Here is a 21,771-nt window from a genome sequence, read left to right on the forward strand (position 1 = left end):
AACACCTTTCGCGAGTCACATGATCGAAAGATCGCCTGCTGCCAGATTAGGCTGGTCCCTTCGGTAGAAATATATACGGCCAACGTTGTTCAAAAAGGGCTGTCGGTCTTTCGAGCTGGAGCTGAAGGAAACAGGCTCACTAGGCACCTGAGGTCTGCTGTCGGGCGTCAATGACCATTGTTGGAGCCGAGGGCGCGACGGTGATCACGGCGCCCGCGGTCATCAGCACGATCAGCCCGCGCTCGGCGCCGGTCATGTCGAGATAGGCGCGAACTTGCGAGCGATAGTGATCGAGCGTCTGCGGATCGGGGTTCACGTCGCTCTTCCAGTCGACGACGACGCCGGGGCGACCCTCGGCAGTCAAGGTCAGCGCGTCCGCGATGCCAGCGGTCGCGGTCTCCTCGCCATCATCCGCGCGGGCGGCGTAAACGGGAAACTCGGCTAGCAGTGCCGGGCGCAATGCCGCGATCTCGGGCAGAGCCAGGGTCCGCATGACACAGCCCGCCAGTTCCTCGGCCGAAAGACCTGTCGCCGGATCGGCAACCGGCGAACGGCCGAGCGCCCGAATGAGCACGTTGGCGCGTTCGGTGAGGGCCGGCGTGACCGCATCGGTTTCTCCGGTCAGGACTTCCTCCATGAGCTTATGGAGGATCAGCCCGCGCTCGCGGCCGCCCTGGACCGCGACTGCCGCTTCAAGTTCACGCGGCTGGTCATCGCCCGAGCCCATCCAGATTCCGGCCTCTTCCTCCTGGAGCAGGGCGCCGGACGTGCTCTCGTCGCGGCTCGGCGCCAGCCAGGTGAGGCGCGTCTGCCGGGCGGCGATGGCCGCAGCCTCGGCCGCGAAGGTGTCGCGCGTCTGGGTATTGCCCGCGCCAGCGCCGGCGACTGCCTCCCCGAGCGGCAGATGCGAGACATCGAGGCCGGGCAGATCGGCAAGCGACAGATCGACGAGACCAATCCAGGCCGATCTCGAGGGCGTCGTATCGAGCCGGGGCAGAACGAGGAGCTCGCGGGCGCGCGTCGCCGCGACATACCAGAGCCGGATGCGTTCGCGATCCAGCTCGTCCTTTTCCGCTTGGCGCGCGGTCTCATAGCCCTCGGGCGCGACGCCGAGAACCGGGCAATAGAATGTGTCGGTCTGGCGGTCGATCACCGCGCTGTCGGGCGCCATGACGCCCGTCATGGTGTTGACGGGGATGACGATTGGCCATTCGAGGCCCTTGGCCGCGTGCATGGTAAAGAGCGCGACGGCTTCTTCCTGCGCGTCCGGCCGGCCTTCCACGGCGCGTGCCTCGTCGGTCCAGGCTGCGGTCATCGCTTCGGCGAAGGCGCGAAGCCCACGCACCGCGTAGCCCGTCGACAGGCTCAGATAGAGATCGACGTTGGCGAGTGCGCGTTCGGCCTGGCCGCGATGGCGCTCCAGAAGGAGGGGACGAACCCGCATCACGTCTACGGCCTGCGAGAGAAGCTCGTGCGGCGTCGTGCTGTTGCTGCGGCGGTAGAGCGCCTGCAGCTTTTCGATGATCTCGCGGGCGAGCGGATGAGCGATGGCGGCAGGATCGACGCCGAGATCGAGACGGGGAATCCGGTCGGGCTGTTCCTCGGAACGCGGCAGCGTCCAGACAATATCCAGGAGTTCCTCTTCTGTGAGGCCGACCAGGGGGCCGCGCAGCAACGCGCCGAGCGCCAGCGTATCGCGCCGGTCGGCCAGAACGCGGGTCAGCGCGATCAGGTCCTGGACCTCCTGGCGGCGGAAAAGACCCTTGCCGGCCTGCGTCGCCACCGGAATGCCGCGACGTTCCAGCGCCTCCTCATAGCGCCACAGTTCGGCGCTGGTCGGCGCCAGCAAGGCGATGTCGCCCGGCTGGCAAAGACGTTCCACGCCGCTGCGCCGGTCGATGATGGGCTGGCTGCCGATCAAGCGCGCGCACAGCTCGGCCACGGCGTCGGCTTCGGCGTCGCGCTGCTGCTCGGCGCTGGCCTTGCCGTTTTCGTCGGCGACAGCGATGTCGAGCGCCGCGACGCACAGGCCGTCGCCGGGATCGTCGTGGAACGGGTCGAGGGCTGTGAATCCGGGTTGGCCATCCGCCGACAGCACCGCCTCGAAGCGCTCGTTGACGAAAGTGAGGATCGACGCGCAGGAGCGGAAATTGGTGGAGATCGACAGGAGGCTGTCGGGATCCTGAGCGTGAAAGGCGTCGCGCGCCTGCACATAGGCGCTGACATCGGCGCCGCGGAAGCGATAGATCGCCTGCTTGGGGTCGCCGACCAGGAAAAGCGCGCCCGGCCGGATCCGGAATCGGGTCCAGTCAGGATCGCCATCGACCGGATCGCCGCACAGCCGCCAGAAGATTTCGGTTTGCAGGGGATCGGTGTCCTGGAACTCATCGACCAGGACGCGCGCAAAGCGCTGTCCGAGTGCGCGGCGGACATCATCATGGTCGCACAGCAGATCGCGCGCGGCAAAGATTAGATCATCGAAGTCGAGCTGGGCGCTCGCGCGCTTGTGGTCGCGATAGCGCTGCAGGATCGGACGCGCCTCCTCGATCAGCGCCGCCAGAACCTGGCTGGCCGCCGCCTGAAGAAGCGAAGTCCAGGCATCGCAGCAGGCGGTGTAGTGGCTTTCTGCGCCAATGTTCAGCCGCTCACCATCTGCTTTGGAGAGGCCCGCGTGCTTCGCCGCCTCGGTCCATTTGCCCTTCTTGCGATAGGAGGCGAAGGTGCCTGCCTTGGTGCAAAGGTCCGGGTGCGGACGCGAGGTCAGAAGCCCAACCAAGCCCGAGGGTGTCGTGGGATCGGGACCGGCCGCGAGCGCGGTCGCCATCTCGGCCAGCCGCTCGACGATCACGACAGTTTCCGGCTCGGTCGCCGCCGCTCCACTCATGAAGGCCGCGAAATCCGCTGTCGCCTGCCGGAACGCCGCCAGATGACCGTCGAGCGGGGAGACGGGCGGTGCCGCGAGGGTGCGGCGGCGCCGCATATTCTCGGCGATCTTATGGACAAGCGCCACGGTTTCACCGGGGCTGTGCAACACCATTTCGGCAAGGATGCCGCCTTGGTCGCCGGACAGACGCTCCCGCAGCCAGCCGTCGACGATCTCAAGGAAGGTGAGATCGGCCTGATTGCGGTCCATGACGCCGGCGCCGGGATCGATGTCGGCTTCGGCCGGGTAGGGCTTGATCAGGCGCTGGCAGAAGCCGTGAATGGTCGAGCAGGTGATTTCGTCGATCGCGGCGCTCGCGGTCGCGAGATTGTCGCGCTGCGCCTGCGACAGGCCTTCGGGCAGCGCCACGCGCAGCTCGGTCGCGACGTCGCCGGCCGAGAGGTCGGCGACAATCTCGCGGACGCGCGAGAGAAGCTCGCTGGCCGCCAGCTCGGTGAAGGTGACGGCGGCGATGGCCCGCGGAGCGACGCCCTCGGCGAGCATGACGGCGATGCGTCCGGCCATGACGGCGGTCTTGCCAGAGCCCGCACCGGCTTCGACGAGGATCGACCGATCATGGAGGCTGATCGCGTCGCGGCGCGCGCCGTCATCCTTGAGGGCCTTTGACACGCTGCTCATCATTCCGCCTCCCAGATTTGAGCGGCTTGACCGAGCCGTTCGGTCGCAGCCGGCAGCTTGCGTTTGCAGTAAGTGGCGCTGGCGTTCGCCGGCAGGGCGAAGGCGAGGTCGTCATAGTCGCCGCCCGTGTCGGGGCCTGGCAGCGCGGCGCCGCCGGCGAAACTGATCCTGGCCGCACTCAGATATCCGGTGATCTCAGCGAGCACCGCCTCGGGATCTTCGAGCTGGAGGTCGACCTGTTCGCGCGGGAACAGCAGTGAAGCGCTGATCGCGATATCGTCGCCCAGCAGCGCCTTCACCGCGAAGGCGTAGAGGCAGCGCTGAAGCTCCCGTCCGCCGTTCAGCCGGATCGCGGCCCGGGGAGCCCGGCCCGTCTTGTAGTCGCGAACGAGCGCGCGCTTGCCGTCGCCCGCGATGTCGAGCCGGTCGATATAGCCGGCGATATTGAACCCGGTATCGGGGATCGTGACCGGTACGCCGGGATCCCACGGGGTCGCCGCGTCCGACTTGGGCTCGGCCCCGCCGAAGGGCACCTCGCCATAGGAGCGGGCACCCGGCAGATGCGCATCGCCATATGCAAGAGCCCGGCCTGCCAACAGCCGGGCATCATCCAGGGTGCGCCCCCAGATGACGGCCGGCGGAACCGCGCGTTCGCTCTCCCAATCGGCGGCGACAACCCCTGCGGCCCGGTCCACAGCCGCCGTGACCGCCTCGGCGTCGGCGGATGCCAATCCACCGGCGCTTTCCAGGTCGTGCAAAGCGCGGTCGAGTACCATGTGAACCAGATCGCCGACGCCCAGCGCATCGAGCACGAGCGGCTCGGCGCTGCTTTCGGGCACGCGCCAGCCAAAGGCATAGACCCAGGTGAAGCTCAGCGGATTGCGCAGCAGACGCCGGAGCGAGCTGGCCGACTGGGTGCGGGCCAGGATTGCCAGAATGAGCGGATGATCGGGCCGGATGAGCCCGTCATGCGCCGTGATCTCGGTGCGCCGCCAGTCGCGCCAGCAGCCTTGCGCGCTGACCGCCTGCGGATCGGCGCTGAACTCCTGCGGCCGGGCCATGAGGCGGTCGGTTTCGCTGAAGGCGTGGGCCGGCACGGCGTTGCGGCGGAGATAGACCTCCTCGCCATGCCCGGCGAGCAGCGGGCTGCGTCCCAGCAGGCGGCCGTCGCTGTCGCGCCGGGCGCGCGAGAGGACGACTTCGCCGTCCGTGGTCGCCAGGATCGTCTCGAAATCGCGGCGATCGGCGAGGCTCACCGGAAGCGGGTCGAGTTCGGCAGTCGGGATGATATGGTCCGGGATCAGCCGGTCTTCGGCGATTCCGCGCGGCCAGCGCGAGGAGTTGAGGCCGATCAGCCGCACGAAGCGGCGCGGCGAGGCCGCGAGCGCACTGGCCGGCATCCAGGCGACGGACACGCAAGCCTCCAGCCCGTCGTCCTGCTTCAGTGTTTCGAGGGTGGCGTCGATCGAGGCCGCCGGTCCGGCGAGAAGGGCCTTGCGCCAGATGGCGAGCGCGCGGCCGGTAAGGAAGGCCTCACCGATCTCCGGCGCTGCGTCCGGCCCCTTGGCGAGCAGGTCGATGGCTGCGCGCAAGGCCGGGGTGTGATCGGCGCCGTCCGGCCAGTCCTCGGACTTCAATCGCCCCAGCAAGCGGTTCCAGGCGTTTGGCGTCGACATCGGCGCATCGGCCGGCAGGACGCGCAGCCAGCCTTCGGGAAGCGACTCAAACGGCGCGGAGTCCCGACACAGGGCGGCGAGGCGGCGGAGCCGGGACTGCGACAGACCGCGAACCGCGATATCGGCCAGCGCGGCGGCCGCCTGGCCTTCACGGGTGGTGACGGCCCTGACGCCATGGACGAAGTGCAGGTCGATATTGGCGTCCGCGCGCAGGGCGAGAAAGTGATCGTCATAGTCGGCGGGCGAGGCAGCGGCGATCGCGATGTCGGACGGCGCCGCCCGCCCGGAGGCGAGTAGCGACCGCGCCCAGCGCATGGCCTCGATGGCTTCGTGATAGGCCGTCGCGGCGCTGACGGCGCTGACCTCCGGGGTTTCCGAGGGTGCGCGCAACACCGCGACGCCGGTGCCTTCCAGCCAGGCCGGTGCCGGCCTCGGCCCGGCCGTCCATTGCACGGGAATATGCGCGGTGAGCGCCCTAAGGAGCGGCCGCCAGATGGGCGAGAGCTCGGTGAGGCCGGCGATCTCCATGGGGCCGAGAACGGCGGGCGCATGGGCGATACGGCTGGTCGCGGCGGCGACGATGTCGATGGGCCGGATCATGCCGGCGGGAAGCTGCGCCAGGACCGCCGCCTCCAACCGCGCGATGGCCTCGAGTCGCGGATGCTCGGCCGCGCGCGCCGCAAGGTCGATACCGGCGCGCCAGGCCTTGTGCAGGGTGTCCGCCGCCGCGTCGATCATGCCGGGCAGTGACTTGATGCTCTCGAGCTCGCCCATCGGCGTTGACGGCAGGGCGGCCTGGATCGCCGCGCGCAGGCTTTCCTCATTGATCGGCCGGACGAAACCTCCGGCGAGCCGCACCGCCGCCTGCTCGAAGGACATGACCTTCAGGCCATGACGGCCGGCGCGCGCCGCCGCCAGGCGGCGTTCCCGCATGGCGAGGCGGCCATGAACCACGAGGGTGGATCGACTCGCGACGGCCATGACCGCTTCCTTTCCGGGATTACTTCTTGTTCGGACGCTGGGTGAGCGCCGATGCGGCCGCTGTCTTGGCGGCCTTACTGCTCTTGGGATTCCGCAGCACCTTGGCGGCAGCGCTCGCCGCCCGCTTGCTGGTGACTTCGCCCTTTGAACCACGTTTCGGCATCGTCTTGCCCCCGTGAAATTCGCGCCGATCACCATTGACTGGCGCGGTAGATGGGAATAATAATTACACGGATCGCGTCGGTATGTCCATATACTTTTTATCCCCATCGACGCACGGAGACGAAAAGCAATGTTGGAAGGCGCCGCGGCGTTGAAATGGGGCGTGGAGCGCCGGCTCGAGTTCATCGAGTTCCGGCTGTTCTGGGAGGGCGGCGTCAACCGCTCCGACATCATCGAGATGTTCGACGTGTCCGTGCCCCAGGCGTCGAAGGACCTGACGCTCTATCAGGAGCGCGCGCCTCAGAATGCCATTTATGATAAGAGTGCCAAGCGTTACGTCGCCAGCGATAAGTTTACGCCCTGCTTCCTGAAGCCCGACCCCCATGGCTATCTCAATCAGCTTCGCTCGATCGCTGACGGCATTCTTGATCCTTCCCATGCATGGCTCGGTCATCTTCCGTCATTCGGCGTCGCCCCAAGCCCTGCTCGGGGTATTAGGGCCGAAGTGCTGAGGTCGGTACTATCGGCGATACGCCAGCACGCGGCAGTGGAGATCCGGTATCAATCGCTGTCGAGTTCTAAACCCAGATGGCGCTGGATATCTCCGCACGCACTCGGTTTTGACGGTTTTCGATGGCATGCTCGCGCGTTTTGTGGTGCCGATCGGAGCTTCAAGGATTTCCTCCTGTCTCGCATCTTAGAGACGCGGGCCTCGAAACCCTGCGAAGCTGACGCAAGCGAAGACAAGGATTGGCAACAAGAGATCACGCTGGAGATTGGACCACACCCCGGGCTTTCTGATACGCAGAAGAAGGTTATCGCGCTCGACTACGGCATGCGTGACGGGAAAGCGCATGTAAGGGTTCGTAAGGCTCTTCTTTATTACACGCTGAAGCGCTTGGGCTTGGATGTTGATCCAAGCACACGTGCCCCACAAGACCAACAGATCGTCCTTCTGGCGTCGCCGACGTCTGCTGAAGGTCAATCGCGAAATGCTGAAGGAGCCGTCTGATGCCCGACTCGAATCTGAAACAGGAGCTTAGGCGGCGATTGTTCAAAGGGATATTTGTTAATATTGCCCATGAAGTGAATACGGGCGTGGTGTGGGTTGGATTGCATTATGCTCGCGCTTCGAACTAGGACTGATATGGCGAGCAATGGCGGATCGCTCACCCGAACTGAACAAAAGACTACACTTTGGTGCGGCGCACGTGCCGAAGACGCTAAGCTTTCCTTGTTCGGCATGAAGCTCTCAGGGGGCGGAGCGCATCAATCCAAGACGATGATGTTCCGCGAACTCGAAGCCCTGATCGGCACTGGCGCATCGACGCCGGAAGAGTTTCGATCGGCCGCTATCGATGAGAACGCAATCGGCAAGGCGACGAGCAACACAAGGCGGCTGACTTTTAGGCATTTGGCCTCGCTCTATGGGCTCGTTGATCAGCCGCCTTTGACGAAGGCGCTCATGAGGACGTGGAAAGGCGACATTCAGGGCCGCCGCTTGCGGGCATTGCTCGTTGCTTTGGCGCGTGACCCGCTGCTGCGGGAGACAGCACCTGTCGTCATGACAGGTTCCGTGGGGCAAAGCCTGCAACGGCCATTGTTTGAAGAGGCATTCGTCGCAGCCTTTCCCGAACGCTTCAGCGAAAAGATGCTGCGGTCTCTCGCTCAGAACTGTGCCTCGTCATGGACCCAGAGTGGGCATCTGAAGGGCGCTGTCAAGAAACTACGGCAGCGAGTGACGCCCACTCCAACGACAGTCGCTTTGGCCGCACTCATTGCGACTGCATCCGGCTTCGGCGGGCCGGCTATCCTGAGCTCCGGCTGGATGATGGTTCTGGACCTGTCGCCGGAACAAGCTCTTGACGCATTGCGGCGAGCCGAAGCTATCGGGCTAGCTCGCGTCCGCTCAGCCGGCGATGTGACCGAAATATCCGTCCGCCAGCCGATGGCGACCGCATTGGGGGTGCCGGAACTTGAATACGTTTGACGACATCCTCGCCGCCTACAGCAAGCAAGTCAGGCTACCTTGGGCCGAAGACGCGCCTCCCGCGGGCCGCGTCTGGATCGTCTGGTACGACAAGTCGCTCCAACGTCGTTTCACGGGTCGTCTTGCGGAGTTCGAGCATGCGACGCTCAAGGCCGGGCACGGTTGGCGACAAGTCTCCCTCTCGGGCTGGTTCGGTTCCTGGATTGGGCAGCACGAATTCTTCGATGCGCTGGTCGAGCAACCTGCTGAAATCCGAGGGCTCCTGCCTGAAATTGAGAACAGTCTCGTTAACGAACTGAAGGATGCCCTGCGCTCCTGCACCGCGAATGACATCCTGGCCGTGGACGGCTGCGGTGCGCTGTTCGGTGTCGCGCGGGTCTCGACTTTGATCAGCCGTGTCGCGGACTCCATCTCTGGGCGGCTTCTTGTCGGATTCCCCGGCAAACACTCCGCCGGCGTGTACCGTCTGCTCGATGCACGGGACGGATGGAATTATCACGCCATCCCGATCCCGGCTGACAACGCATTGTGAGGGGCGACGCCATGCTTAACCGTGAAACTTTCCATACCGATCCGGCAGAATACAGACTGGCCAATCAGGGTGTCGCCAAGATTTCGTTCCCGCCGGCATCGGAAGCTCTGGAAACGCTGCGCGGAGAGCTCACTACCTTTGTATGCGACGGCGCTTATGCCAACGGCCTCGCTCGAATCCTGGAGGCATTCCTGGGGTCCGTTGGCCGAGGCGGCAGCGCGCCGGCGGTATGGATTTCCGGGTTCTATGGCTCCGGCAAGTCCCACCTTGCGAGCATGCTCGCCGCATTGTGGACGAACCTGGAGTTTCCCGACGGTGCCACGGCCGAAGGGCTGATCCATCATTTACCGCCAGAGGTGGCAGCACCGTTGAAAGAGTTGCGCATCGCGGCGAAGCGGGCGGGCGGTGTTGTGGCAGCGGGCGATACGCTCGGCACAGGTCCCTCGGATCCGGCCGAGGCCACGCTTGGCATCGTGCTGCGGGCAGTTGGGTTGCCAAGCGATCTTCGCGCGGCCCAGGTCGCGTTCTGGCTGGCCGATCTCGGCATACTGGACAGTGTTCGCAAGGCGCTGGGCAGCACGTTTGATACCGACATTCGCAACTTCATTCTGTCGCCCCGCTTCGGCGCCGCAGTGCTGAAAGAGAAACCGGATCTCGCGGGCTCGCCAAAGGACCTAAGCGGACTGCTCCGTTCGCAGTTCCCCGAGCCGCCAGCGGTCACCGTCGATCTCCTCGAAACGATGGTTCGGCAAGCCCTCATGCTGGGTCGAACCGAGTTGCCATTGACCTTGATCGTGCTCGACGAAGTGCAGCAATTCATCCGGCAAGACCCTGGTCTGACGCTGAAGATTCAGACGATAGCTGAACGGCTGGCCGGTCGGTTCGACGGCCGCGTGCTTCTCGTCGCGACCGGTCAACAGGCTCTGAGCGACGTTCAGGATTTGCAAAAGCTTCTCGACCGGTTCCCGGTGCAGATCGCGCTCGGCGAAGCGGATGTCGATGCGGTCATCCGAAAAACCGTCCTGCGAAAGAAAACGGGCGCCGAAAAGCCCATTCGCGGCATGCTGAACGCTAATGCGGGCGAGATCAGCCGGCACCTGCGCGGCAGCCGTCTGGCGCACACGGTGCAGGACGACGACGACGCAGTGCTCGACTGGCCGCTGCTTCCTTCTCGTCGTCGGGTCTGGGAGCGCATCCTGCGCGAACTCGACCGCACCGGTCTTGGCGGAACGCTGCGGGGGCAACTGCGGACCACGCTCGACGCGGCGCGCACCTATGGCGATAAGCCGCTCGGTCACGCGGTGCCGGTCGACTTCCTCTACGGACGGTTCTCGACCGAGGCGTACAACGCCGGGCTTTTGCCGGGCGAGACGCGGAATCGCATTGAATCCCTGCGCAGTGGACCGGACAAGGATCAGCTAAAGGCGCGCATCCTCATGCTGGTCTACATGCTCGGCCGCATCGCGCCGGAGGCGGACCACCATGGCGTCCGTGCGAAAGCGGAGACCATCGCCGACCTTCTGATCGTCGACCTCGCCGGAGAAGACGAACTGCGCCGCAAAGTGCCCGACTTGTTGCATGAACTTCAAGCCGACGGGGCGGTGATCGAGGTCGGCGGTGAATGGCGCTTGCAGACGAAAGAGAGCGCGGAATGGGAATCCGCGTATCGCAGCGAAGAGAAGGCCATTCTGGCCGATCAGTCGGGACTCACCCGGTCACGACGCGAGCTGCTCGAGGAGGCGATCGAGACCGCCTTGGCAGGCGCCGCTGGCGTGACGCACGGCTCCAGCCGTCAGCAACGGCGCATCCACCGACTGCGTCCCGACGACAAGGCTCCGGCAGATGGCATCCCATTGCGGCTGAGGAGCGGGTGGAACGAAGACCTGACGACGGTGGAGAAAGACATCGCGGCGGCATCGACATCGGATCCTTCCGTTCATCTGCTTATCCCGCGTCATCCGACACGCGACAACGAACTAACGACGGCGCTCACGACTTGGCGCGCCGCTGAGCACGTCCTGCAAGTGCGCGGGGTGCCGCAGACCGACGCTGGGCGCGAGGCCCAATCCGCCATGCAATCCCGTGCGAACAAGGCGCAGGCCGTCGCCAAGGAAATTGTCCGCGAAGCGGTGGCGCAGGCCCGTGTCTATCAGGCGGGCGGCAAGCTGATTGCCGGCGCGCCGGGCGAGGCGGTGAAGGAAGGGGCGACCAACGCGCTTGCCCGCCTTTACCCGCAGTTTGCCGACGGCGATCACCCCGGCTGGGACAAGGTGCGCGACCGGGCGATGCGCAAGGACCCGGACGCCATGAAGGCGGTGGATCACGCCGGCGCGCCGGAAAACCACCCCGTGTGCAAGGCGCTGCTGGCCGAGCTCGGCCCCGGCCGGAAAGGCTCGGACCTGCGCTCGAAGTTCACCAGCCCGCCCTATGGCTGGTCGCAGGACACCGTCGACGGTGCGCTCATCGTCCTGGCCAACGCGGGGCTGGTCCGCGTCACCGGTGACGATGGGAAGCCCGCTTCGCTTCCCGATCTGCCGCGCCAGAAGCTCGGCACCTGCACTTTCCGCGGCGAGACGACGATCATCACCATCGCGCAACGTATGCCGGTACGTGGCCTGCTGACCGACGCGGGCATCGCGTTCGAGAACAACCAGGAACACTTGGTGCTGACGGCGCTTCTCGAACGCCTCGAAACGGCCGCCCGACAGTCCGGTGGCGAGCCGCCCGCGCCGGAGCCGGAGACGGTGCCGAACATTGCCTCCTACAAGGGGCTCTCCGGCAATGACCTCCTTGCCGCCCTCGCGGCGGACGCGGCAACGTTGCGCGACAAGCTGAAGGCATGGAAGGCGGCCGCCCAGAAGATCGGCGACCGGTTGCCCAACTGGCGCCTGGCGGAACGTCTGGTCGCCCTGGGCGCCACGGAACAACAGGGTGATCTCGACGACCTGCGGGACGGACGGCGGTTGCTCGCGGACCCCGATCCGGTCCCGCCCCTGATCTCGGCGGCGGCGGAGACGTTGCGGGCGAAGCTCAACGCCGCCTATGCGGCCTGGGAGGCGGCATGGCAGAAAGGTGAGCAGCGGCTCGCCGACGACCCAACCTGGGCGAAGCTGTCGCCGGAACAGAAGCATAGCATCCGCCAGGAATGCGGGCTGCTGATGGTGACCAAGCCGACCGTAGACACGCCACGGGCGATCGCTGAGGCGCTGTCGCAGCGTGGACTGTCGGAATGGGAGAACATGGTGAAGGCGCTGCCGGCGCGCATCGAAGATGCGCTGGCCGCCGCCGCCGCGTTGCTGGAGCCCAAGGCGCGCGCCGTGAACCTGCCGGGCGCGCTACTGAAGAGCGAGGCGGAACTCGACGACTGGCTCGCCAGGGTCCGCGAGCGGATCGCCAAGGCGCTGGGCGACGGTCCCGTGATCCCGAAGGTGTGACGAGATGAGCGACCGCTACCTCCCCACCCCCCTCCGCCGCGCGCTGGAAAAGGCCGTGCGGCAGGCACGCGACGTAGCCGAGGAAGGTGCGCGCGATGCAATCCAGCGGCTAGGCGTCGCCGACGGCAAGGCGCCCCCCTACCTGAACGATGCGGAGAAGGATCTGCGTCGGCGGCTGCGAGCGCACGCCCGCGCTCTCGGCAATGGCTTTGACCGCGCGGCCGAAACACAAGAGACCAAGCGCCTGGTCGAGGCGACGGCCTATGCTCATTGGCACCGCATGCTGTTCGCGCGGTTCCTGGCCGAGCGGGACCTGCTGCGCCATCCCCAGCATGACGTCCCGGTGACCCTCGCGGATTGCCGCGAACTTGCCGAGGAAGAAGGGCTGCCCGATGGTTGGGCGGTGGCGGAACGCTATGCGGCCGCCATGCTGCCCGGCGTGTTCCGGCTGGACGACCCGGTGCTTGCTGTCGAGTTCGACCCGGTCCACACGCAGGCCCTCAATCGGCTGGTGACGGACCTCGATGCGTCCGTTTTTGAGGCTGAGGACAGCCTCGGCTGGACCTATCAGTTCTGGCGTGCGGCGGAGAAGGACACGGTCAACAAGTCGGGGGTGAAGATCGGGGCAGACGAGCTCCCGGCTGTCACGCAGCTCTTCACCGAGCCCTACATGGTGCGCTTCCTCCTGCACAACACACTAGGCGCCTGGTGGGCGGGCAAGGTGCTTGCGGCCGATCCGGCGCTTGCGCAGACCGCGGCCGACGAGATCGAACTGCGCGCGGCGTGTTCGCTGCCCGACTACAATTTCGAGATGCTGCGCTTCGTGCGTGAGGGCGACGATGGTCCTTGGCGGCCGGCGGCGGGCACCTACCCAGGCTGGCCGAAGGAGGCCAAGGCGATCACAATGCTCGACCCTTGCTGTGGGTCCGGGCATTTCCTGACCGAGGCGCTGGCGATCCTCGCGGCGCTCAGGCAGGCCGAGGAGCATCTGTCGCCCGCCGATGCCATCGCTACCGTGTTGCGCGACAATCTTCATGGGCTGGAGATCGACGGGCGGTGCGTGCAGATCGCGGCCTTCGCTGTGGCGCTTACAGCTTGGCGCATTGGCGGATGGCAGACTCTACCGTTGCCACACATTGCGTGGGTCGGGGCTCCGCCACCGCTGCCGAAGCGGGATTTCGTTGCGCTTGCAGACGGTGATGCGGAACTTGAATATGCTCTAGCGGCACTCCACGACCTATTCGCTCAAGCGCCGGTGCTCGGAACCCTCCTAGAGCCTGCCGGCGGCGATCTCTTTGAAGCAGAGAAGCTGCGGATGATAGAGCGGCTTCTCACACCGTTGCTGGCAAAGGCACGAAAAGCTGAGCCTGAGCAGGTTGAGGGCGTCGTTGCAGCTCGGGGTATGGCTGACGCCGCCGCGCTACTGCATCGTACATACGTTCTTCAGTCGACAAATGTCCCCTATCTTGGTCGCGGTAAACAGGACCAAGCGTTAGCGGACTACATCTCGCGCCGCTTCGAAGCGGCAAAAGCCGATTTGGCTTCGGCAATGATCGCTCGCATGCGAGGACTCGCGTCCAAAGGCGGAACGTACTGCGCGGTGACGCCACAAAGTTGGACGTTCCTAGGCAGTTATCAACTTTTCCGCATACAGATACTTGATCAACAAAAACTCGATTTCATGTGCGCTCTGGGATCGAAAGCGTTCGAGACGATTTCTGGCGAAGTCGTTAACACAGTTCTTGTATCAATTTCGAATCACAACCCCACATCTGATGCTGTTTTTATTGGAATTGACTGCAACAACGAGGAGAGCGCTACAGAAAAACAAATCAATCTGAAGCTCGGCCGAACATCCGAGCTCAAACAGTCCCAGCAAATCAAGAACCCAGATGCGAGAATTATCCTGGGAGAGTTCAATAGTGGCCGATTGTTAGAGACATTTGCGCAGAGTTACCAGGGAATAAAGACGGGAGATGATCCACGATATCGTCGCGTGTTTTGGGAGCCCCTTCTTCCATCTGACAAATGGCGCTTTATTCAGACAACTGTTGAAAGAACAAAATCGTTTGGCGGTCTCGACGGAGTAGTCGATCTCAGCAATGGCGGGCGCCATATAGCGCGATTGCAAGGATTGGGGGCTCACGGTCGCGCTGGATGCGTGGTGAGCCAAATGAGTAGCTTGCAAGCTTCGATTTATCTTGGCGAAGCTTTTGACAGCAATGTCTCAGCTCTCGTCGCAATTGACCCAAAACATGCAAGTGCGATTTGGGAGTTCTGCGCATCACCGGAGTACGAAAAGCTAGTGAGAAGAATAGAGCCCAGCATGAAAGCAAACAATGCTGTGCTAGCAAAAGTACCGTTTGATATAAAGCATTGGCAGAAGGTGGCCTCTGACCGCCATTCCAATGGGCTTCCCAAACCCATTTCAAACGATCCTACACAGTGGATCTTTCACGGGCATCCGAAGCCTGCAGAGCATGGCACAACGCTTCTTACTGCGCTCGCGCGTCTCGGCGGTTACCGCTGGCCCGCAGAAGCTGATCCCGACATGCGCCTATCCGACGAGGCGCGAGCGTGGATCGCGAAAGCTGCAGAACTCCCGGCTGGCGACAATGACGGCCTGCTTGGCGTCCCGGCCGTCGCCGGCGAGAAGCCGTTGGCAGACCGTCTGCGCGCCTATCTCGCCGCCGTATTCGGCACCGACTGGTCCGACGCTCTGGAGCGCCGCCTGGTCGCAGAAGGAGACGAGGTTTTGGACAAGAAGCAGGCCCGTGACGGCTCGCTCGAAGCCTGGCTGCGCGACCGCGCCTTCCGCCAACACTGTGCCCTGTTCGGCCAGCGCCCCTTCCTTTGGCACATCTGGGACGGGCTGAAGGACGGCTTTTCGGTCTTCGTCCACTACAACCGCTTCGACCAGGCCGCCCTGCGCAAGCTGACCTACACCATGCTCGGCGACTGGCTGGCACGCGCCCAGGCGGAGGGCAACCAGCTCCGCTACGAGAAGGGACGAGAGCTGCAACAGAAGCTGGAGAAGATTCTGGAGGGCGAGAAGCCCTACGACATCTTCGTGCGCTGGAAATCGCTCGCCCAGCAGCCGCTCGGCTGGGACCCCGACCTAGACGATGGTGTGCGCCAGAATATCCGCCCCTTCATCATCGCGGGCGTTTTGACCCATGACCTATCGAAGATCCTGAAGGACAAGGATCGCGGAAAGGATGTCCCCTCAGCCCCCTGGTACGACGTGTTCAACGGTGAGCGCCGCAACGACCATCACACCACACTGGCCGAGAAGCGCGCCGCGCGTGAGGCCGCAACGAAACGGGTGGAGGCGGCGAAATGAATCGGTGGGAGGGCTGGCCCCAAGACGAGGCGCTAAGAAACCTGCTGCTAGGGTACTTCCTGAACTTTGCCCGTTTGGAGTTCGCCATGAAGGCCGGAGGCTTCGGGGCGATCCAATACGGCGCCTATCAGCCATCCTGGCGCGCCTTCAAAGAGGCGATGAGAGGGCAGCCTCTTCCCGACGGTTTGAAGGCCGCGCACCAGTATCTATGGGACTCTCCGCCCAACAAGCAAACGGACCGGCACGAATGGAGGCCAATAGAGCCGCGGGACGATTGGGCATTCGTGATCGACTGTGTCAAGACCGTGCGAAACAACCTCTTCCATGGTGGAAAAATCCCGTTCCGCCCCAATCGCGATCCCGAGCTGATCTCCCAATGCGACCGCATCCTCTTGGCGCTGGTAGCGCATGGTCCTGAGGATGTCGCACGCCAGTTCGAGGTTGCCGCCGCATGACGACGCCTCTCGATGCCCTCGTCACCGCCTTGCATGACGCCGCGAGCTACAACGCGGCGGCCGAGGCGCCGCCGGAGGCGGTGGTGTGGTGCGACGCGAACCGGGAGTTCGAGCCACTTCTGCCCACGCTGCGAGAGCGGCTTCCGGAGCTGCTGACTTACGGCGAGTTCGATTCGGGGACACGGACGGGACCGGCGGTCTGGCTGCGAGCTGCCGTTGCCGGGGCCGTTCCCGCCGTCAATATTCCCGAGGGTACCACGGCGATTCTTTATCTGCCCGGCGTCGCCCGCGAGACGCTGAAGGGCGCCGACGACTGCCCGCCTCTCCTACAGCCGCTGGTCTGGTTCACGGTGGCAGGCACCGTGTTCGGGCATGTCAACGGCAAGGACTGGACTTTGCGTGGATTCCTCACCTCCGAACGTGGACCGCTGAAACTCAGCATTGCCGACGACAACGCGACCCGTGCAGCGCTCTCGCACGCGGCGCTGCGCTTTTGCACTCGCCCCGTCGAGGAGCTGCGCGGCCAACGCTGGAGCGCAGACCAGCTCAACGCCCTGCTTGCCCCTGACCTCGCCGCCGACATGCTCGACTGGATCGACGGCGCCTTCACCGAGATGGGCGATCCGGCGCGTTTCGCGGCCTTCGCCAACATTGCCGAAAAACAATTGAAGTTTGATCCGCGCAAGCTGTCCCCGCAAGATGCCGTGCGGCGTCTAGCCAAGCGCGCAGGGCGGTGGGCGGAGGTGTGGGCGCGCTTCGCCGCCTCTACCGGGTTCGAGAACGTCGTCACCTATCTCGGTCTCGAAGAGCCGGGAACGCTGTTCGACCGTTCTGAGAACCGGGATTCCTATCCGCGCCTGAATGCTCAGGACGAGAAGAAGCTGAGGGAAGCGCTTCTGTCGCTTGCCGACCTATCGCCAGAAGCCGCGAGGAAGCAGCTTGCCGGGCTCGACGAAGAACATGCCTGGCGGCGAGAGACGGTCTGGGCGCGGCGCGGCGAAGCGCCCCTGGCGCAGGCCCTCTCCTTCCTCGTGAAGGTCGCGGCAGCCAGGCCTCTGCCGGGCCATGAGGGCAACGCATTGGCCGAAGCCTATGTCGCGGCAGGCGCCGATGTGGATTGGGCCGCGATGCGCGCGCTCGCAGCGGCGCCGCGCGAGCTCGACCGTGAGGCCATAGCCGCCGCACTGCGTGCGGTCTATCTGCCCTGGATGGAACAGGGAGCAGTCGCGCTCCAGGAGCTGATCCGGGTCGGCAAAGTGAAGCTCGCCGCTCCGTCCGAGCCTGGTCCTGACGCCACTACGATCTTGTTCGTGGACGGTTTGCGCATGGACCTTGCCCGCGAGCTCGTCCGCCGCCTCGAAGCCGAGGGCGTGAAGGTTTCGCTGGGCTGGATGTGGTCCGGGTTTCCGACCGTGACCGCGACGTGCAAGCCGATGGTCTCACCAGTGGCGTCCCTGCTCAACGGTCCGCCTACCACATCCGACGTTCTGCCGCTCTCCCCGGAGGGCAAGCCGGCAACGAAACCCGTGCTCTTCAAGCTGATGGAAGCGGATGGCTGGGAGACAGGTAACGCCCTCCTTCCCGACGTGAAGCTCTGGGCGGAGACAGGGCGCTTCGACGAAGAAGGGCACGCGCTGGGTGCGCGCCTTGCCGAGCGGCTCTCGGCCGGCATCCGCGATGCGGCCGACCGCATCCTTCAGTTGGTGCGGTCCGGGCGGAGCCTTCGCATCGTCACCGACCATGGCTGGCTGCTGATGCCGGACGGATTACCCCACGCGGCACTTGATGTCGGTCTGGTGGAGCCCAACGGCAAGCGAACACGCTGCGCCTTGGTTAAAGCGAAGGCGCAAACGTCCTATCTCCAGGTTCCGTGGACCTGGAACCCCGAGGTCTCGGTAGCGACGGCGACAGGGGCGCGGTCCTTTTATGCGGGCTATGAGTACGCGCATGGCGGCGTCAGCCCGCAGGAATGCATCCTGCCCGTCCTGGAGGTGGCGAGCGATGGCGCAAAGCGGGCAGTCAATGTTGGGCAAACCAGATGGGAGGGACTGCGCCTGCGCGTCGAAGTCACCGGCGGTGCCGACCTCCGCATCGATCTGCGCCTCGGTTCGGAGACCAGCGGACCGAGCCTGATCAAGGGCGGCCGGGTCTTGGACGAGCGCGGCCGCACGTCCTTCCTGGTCAGCGACGAACACGAGCGTGAAGCCGCATGCCTTGTCGTGCTGGATGATGACGGTCGGGTATTGGCCCACCGTACACTGACGGTCGGGGAGGATTGACGTGATCGAACTCGACGACCTTGATCGCAAGGCGGCGGAAGCCTTCCCGGGCCACATCGTACGCAAGGATCTGGTGCGCCGTTTTCGCGGCCAGTTCCCCGTGCCGACCTATGTTGTCGAGTTCATGCTCGGCCGCTACTGCGCCAGCACCGTGCCCGAGGAGATCGAGGAAGGTCTCCAGATGGTGCAGTCGCAACTCTCCGACCGGACGGTGCGCGCGGGCGAAGAGGAGCTATTCAAGTCTAAGGCGCGCGACCGCGGCTCCGTCCGCATCATCGACATCATCACTGCCCGGCTCGACGCCAAGACCGACAGCTATCTGGCAACGCTGCCTAGCCTCCGCCTGAACGACGTGCGCATCTCGGACAAGATCGTCCTGGATCATGAGCGGATGCTGACGGGCGGCTTCTATGCCGAGATCGAACTCGGCTACGACGCGAGTATCGCGCAAGAGAAGGGCGGCAGGCCGTTTGAAGTCCTCAGCCTCCGTGAAATTCAGCTATCGACACGCGACATTCTGGAGAAGATCGCCGCTGGCCGCGGCCAACTGACCACACGCGAGTGGAAGGACTTCCTCCTGCGTAGCATCGGCCTAGAGCCCGCTGCTCTGAGCACCCGCGCCCAAGACGCGACGCTGCTCCGCATGATCCCGTTCGTGGAGCGGAACTACAATCTCATCGAACTCGGCCCGCGCGGCACAGGCAAGAGCCATCTCTTCCAACAGGTCTCTCCTTATGCGCACCTCGTTTCCGGCGGAAAGGCCACGGTCGCGCGCATGTTCGTTAACATGGCGAATGGGCAGCGCGGCCTTGTCTGCCAGTACGACGTCGTCTGCTTCGATGAGGTGTCGGGCATTTCCTTCGATCAGAAGGACGGCGTCAACATCATGAAGGGCTACATGGAGTCGGGCGAGTTTTCACGCGGCCGGGAGAGCATCCGCGCCGAAGGCAGTATCGTCATGGTCGGCAATTTCGATGTGGACGTGCAGCACCAGCAGCGGGTGGGGCACCTGTTCGGACCTATGCCGCCGGAGATGCGGAACGACACGGCCTTCATGGACCGCATCCACTGCTACCTGCCGGGATGGGACGTGCCCAAGATAAGCAAGGAGCTGTTCACCGACCGCTTCGGCCTCGTCAGCGATGTTCTCGCGGAGTGCTTCTCGGGCCTTCGCTCGCAAAGCCGCGTCAACGTGCTCCAGGGGCGCGTGCATTTCGGCGGCGCCCTTTCCGGCCGCGATCAGAATGCGGTCAATAAGACCGTCTCCGGCCTGTTGAAGCTTCTCTATCCCGATCCGACCGTCGCCGTGCCGGACGACGATTTGGAATGGGCAGTACGTCTCGCCCTGGAAGTTCGCCGTCGCGTGAAGGAGCAGCAGAAGCGCATCGGCTCGGCCGAGTTTCGCAACACGCAATTCAGCTACGTGATCGGCTTGGACGGGGTGGAGAAGTTCGTCTCGACTCCGGAGTTGCAGAGTGAGGACAGCATCGGCTCCGACCCTCTACCTGCCGGCCAGGTCTGGGCGATCAGCCCGGGCGGCCAGGATGAAAGTACGGGATTGTTCCGTATCGAAGTGACCGAAAGCCCCGGCGGTGGCGTTCGCATCCTGAACCAGTCTCCCCCCGGCCCGTTCCGGGAAAGCGCGCGCATCGCGGAGCAGAACCTCTATGCAAGGTCACGGGAACTCGTCGGCGAGCGCAATCCACGCGAGCACGAATTTGCTCTCCAGCTTCGATCCTTCGACGCCGCGAAGAGCGGCGAGCAACTTGGTGTCGGCGTCCTCGTCGGGCTTTGCTCCGCCTTGCTCGGCAAGCCCTTGAAGGGTGGCTTGGTCATCGCCGGCGGAATTACCCTGGGCGGCTCTATCGAACCGATCCACAACCCGATCGACGTAATCGAGCTCGCAATGGAGAAAGGCGCCAACGCCGTCCTCGTGCCCGTATCCAGTCGCAGGGCCTTGATCGACTTGTCGGACGATGTAGCCACCAAGGTTCAAGTTCTCTTCTACGCCGACGCGCCGGATGCCCTGCGCAAAGCACTGCATGACTGATATCTTCGCAGGTTGTAGTGCAATCGGTTTGACTAAACGCGGCTGTTTATGACCCGCTCAATTTGGAAGGCGGAAGCCGATATCTGCGCGAATCCAGGAGCGACCCCAAAGATCATGGCCGTGGTGTTTGCATAGTCGCGACTGAGCGCCTCGACCATTCCGTTGATAGGTGCGATAGCGAATGAGCCCGGGGTGGCGGAGGCCAGATCATAGTCGGGGCGGTCGAAGAACATGCGCGCGTGGCGCACGCAGTCTGCGCCAAGATCGCGATCTGCAAGCGCCGCTTTTCCGACCTCCGAGCCAAGCAGGCAGTGGAGGTCGTAATAGTGTCGCGACACGCGCTGGCCTTCCTGCCGGAGAACACCGCGCCGTTCGTACCAGCGGCGCAAGCCATGGGCAATCACCACCTTGTCCCAGAAGGTGCGGGTGGCTTCGATCGTGGTGACGCCGGCGACGGTTAGGTCGAGTCCATCAGCCTCCTCGCTGACATAGGGTCGAATCGTAGTGGGACGGTTGGGATCGAGCGCTGACTTTGCGCCGGATTCGATGCGCACGGCCGGTCGCACATAGGTGCCGTCGCGCGGCTCGACTTCGGGATACCAGACGAGCAATGTCTGTCCGTCTGGATCGGCTTCGTCGATCTCGACGCGCCCGGCGCCATTGGTTGCCTCGGCGAGCCGCGCGCTAAGAAGTTCGTGGAGCGGGCCTGTGATATAGGCACGGCACGCGTCCCGGATAGCATCGAGCCTGGCGCGACGTTTCTTGTTCGACAGAGCCTCCAGTTCCTCGACCGAAGCGGCCTCATTGAGGTCGTCGCGGAAGACGGTGACGTCGATGTCCTCGGAAAAGCGCTCGATCAGGCCATAGGCTTTCGACAGCGATGTGCCGCCCTTGAATAGGAGGCGAGGTCCCCCAGCAGGTCGCTCGTGATAGAGCGCATTCAGCGTCCAGCAGACCCAGAAATCCTTCTCCACATTGCCGACCGGCGTGCCGAGCCGATTGGCGGTGGTGAGAAACAGATCGAGCCGGTCACCCGGCGACGCGGCGATGACCTGCCTGTACGCGGCGTCGGTCATGGCTGGCCCTCGTCCGCATCGGTTGCGCTGAGCAGGCCTCGCAGGAACTCCTGCATCCAGATCGGCAGCGCCGATAGTCCGGCGCGCAGATCGTCGCGGATAGGCTGCCCGTGCTTCGGGTCGGCAAAAAGGCGGCGCAGCGCGGTCCGGATGCGCGGCGACAACTACGATGGCCGGTTGAGCGGCGACTATGATGGCCGGTAGGATCGGTTGTCTGGTCTGATCGTAGGG

General features: G+C 64.5%; 12 protein-coding genes. 8 read left to right on the forward strand and 4 right to left on the reverse strand.

From position 1 onward, the window contains the following. Window positions 1–139: 139 nt before the first annotated feature. Window positions 140–3,565: a UvrD-helicase domain-containing protein gene (locus CV103_RS05920; protein WP_245896665.1), complete on the reverse strand. Its 3,426-nt coding sequence runs from the start codon at window positions 3,563–3,565 to the stop codon at window positions 140–142. After that, a complete protein-coding gene (locus tag CV103_RS05925; RefSeq protein ID WP_245896667.1) occupies window positions 3,562–6,417 on the reverse strand; it encodes a PD-(D/E)XK nuclease family protein in 2,856 nt (951 codons plus the stop codon). The genes CV103_RS05920 and CV103_RS05925 overlap by 4 nt, the downstream gene beginning before the upstream one ends. Before the next feature lie 94 nt (window positions 6,418–6,511). On the opposite strand from CV103_RS05925, the gene CV103_RS05930 reads away from it, so the two are divergent. From CV103_RS05930 to brxL, 8 genes are all read left to right on the forward strand, one after another. Beyond that, window positions 6,512–7,393 (forward strand): BrxR family helix-turn-helix transcriptional regulator, encoded by an 882-nt coding sequence (locus CV103_RS05930; protein WP_107394295.1) that lies wholly within the window; start codon window positions 6,512–6,514, stop codon window positions 7,391–7,393. Between the two features lie 135 nt (window positions 7,394–7,528). Then, window positions 7,529–8,371, forward strand: a complete 843-nt coding sequence (locus CV103_RS05935; RefSeq protein ID WP_129609359.1) for a hypothetical protein — start codon at window positions 7,529–7,531, stop codon at window positions 8,369–8,371. Beyond that, window positions 8,358–8,903 carry a DUF1788 domain-containing protein gene (locus tag CV103_RS05940; protein ID WP_107394297.1) on the forward strand — a complete coding sequence of 182 codons (546 nt, stop codon included), beginning with the start codon at window positions 8,358–8,360 and terminating at the stop codon, window positions 8,901–8,903. Before CV103_RS05935 ends, CV103_RS05940 begins: the two co-directional genes overlap by 14 nt. A gap of 11 nt (window positions 8,904–8,914) precedes the next feature. Further along, window positions 8,915–12,337, forward strand: coding sequence for a BREX system P-loop protein BrxC (gene brxC, locus CV103_RS05945; protein WP_107394298.1), 3,423 nt, complete (start codon window positions 8,915–8,917; stop codon window positions 12,335–12,337). A 4-nt stretch (window positions 12,338–12,341) separates the two neighbouring features. Further along, the gene (locus CV103_RS05950) at window positions 12,342–15,680 is read left to right on the forward strand and encodes a BREX-1 system adenine-specific DNA-methyltransferase PglX (RefSeq protein WP_107394299.1); all 3,339 of its coding nucleotides are present in this window, start codon (window positions 12,342–12,344) and stop codon (window positions 15,678–15,680) included. Then, a complete protein-coding gene (locus tag CV103_RS05955) occupies window positions 15,677–16,135 on the forward strand; it encodes a hypothetical protein (RefSeq protein WP_107394300.1) in 459 nt (152 codons plus the stop codon). Before CV103_RS05950 ends, CV103_RS05955 begins: the two co-directional genes overlap by 4 nt. Beyond that, complete coding sequence (gene pglZ, locus CV103_RS05960; protein WP_107394301.1) at window positions 16,132–18,414, forward strand: BREX-1 system phosphatase PglZ type B; 2,283 nt, start codon at window positions 16,132–16,134, stop codon at window positions 18,412–18,414. Before CV103_RS05955 ends, pglZ begins: the two co-directional genes overlap by 4 nt. 1 nt (window position 18,415) lies before the next feature. After that, window positions 18,416–20,464 carry a protease Lon-related BREX system protein BrxL gene (gene brxL, locus CV103_RS05965; RefSeq protein ID WP_207211485.1) on the forward strand — a complete coding sequence of 683 codons (2,049 nt, stop codon included), beginning with the start codon at window positions 18,416–18,418 and terminating at the stop codon, window positions 20,462–20,464. Window positions 20,465–20,496: 32 nt separating this feature from the next. On the opposite strand, the gene CV103_RS05970 is transcribed toward brxL, so the two are convergent. Further along, on the reverse strand, window positions 20,497–21,540 hold the full coding sequence (locus CV103_RS05970) for a nucleotidyl transferase AbiEii/AbiGii toxin family protein (RefSeq protein WP_107394302.1): 1,044 nt from the start codon (window positions 21,538–21,540) through the stop codon (window positions 20,497–20,499). Then, window positions 21,537–21,704 carry a hypothetical protein gene (locus CV103_RS22350; protein ID WP_170112567.1) on the reverse strand — a complete coding sequence of 56 codons (168 nt, stop codon included), beginning with the start codon at window positions 21,702–21,704 and terminating at the stop codon, window positions 21,537–21,539. The genes CV103_RS05970 and CV103_RS22350 overlap by 4 nt, the downstream gene beginning before the upstream one ends. Window positions 21,705–21,771: the final 67 nt, after the last annotated feature.

It is taken from the genome of Edaphosphingomonas fennica (genome assembly GCF_003034225.1).
GTDB lineage: Bacteria > Pseudomonadota > Alphaproteobacteria > Sphingomonadales > Sphingomonadaceae > Sphingomonas_E > Sphingomonas_E fennica.

Coding starts and splice junctions, on each gene's coding strand:
- CV103_RS05920 (WP_245896665.1), bottom strand. CDS start 3,565: ATGATGAGCAGCGTGTCAAAGGCCCTCAAGGATGACGGCGCGCGCCGC.
- CV103_RS05925 (WP_245896667.1), bottom strand. CDS start 6,417: ATGGTGATCGGCGCGAATTTCACGGGGGCAAGACGATGCCGAAACGTG.
- CV103_RS05930 (WP_107394295.1), top strand. CDS start 6,512: ATGTTGGAAGGCGCCGCGGCGTTGAAATGGGGCGTGGAGCGCCGGCTC.
- CV103_RS05935 (WP_129609359.1), top strand. CDS start 7,529: ATGGCGAGCAATGGCGGATCGCTCACCCGAACTGAACAAAAGACTACA.
- brxC (WP_107394298.1), top strand. CDS start 8,915: ATGCTTAACCGTGAAACTTTCCATACCGATCCGGCAGAATACAGACTG.
- CV103_RS05950 (WP_107394299.1), top strand. CDS start 12,342: ATGAGCGACCGCTACCTCCCCACCCCCCTCCGCCGCGCGCTGGAAAAG.
- CV103_RS05955 (WP_107394300.1), top strand. CDS start 15,677: ATGAATCGGTGGGAGGGCTGGCCCCAAGACGAGGCGCTAAGAAACCTG.
- pglZ (WP_107394301.1), top strand. CDS start 16,132: ATGACGACGCCTCTCGATGCCCTCGTCACCGCCTTGCATGACGCCGCG.
- CV103_RS05970 (WP_107394302.1), bottom strand. CDS start 21,540: ATGACCGACGCCGCGTACAGGCAGGTCATCGCCGCGTCGCCGGGTGAC.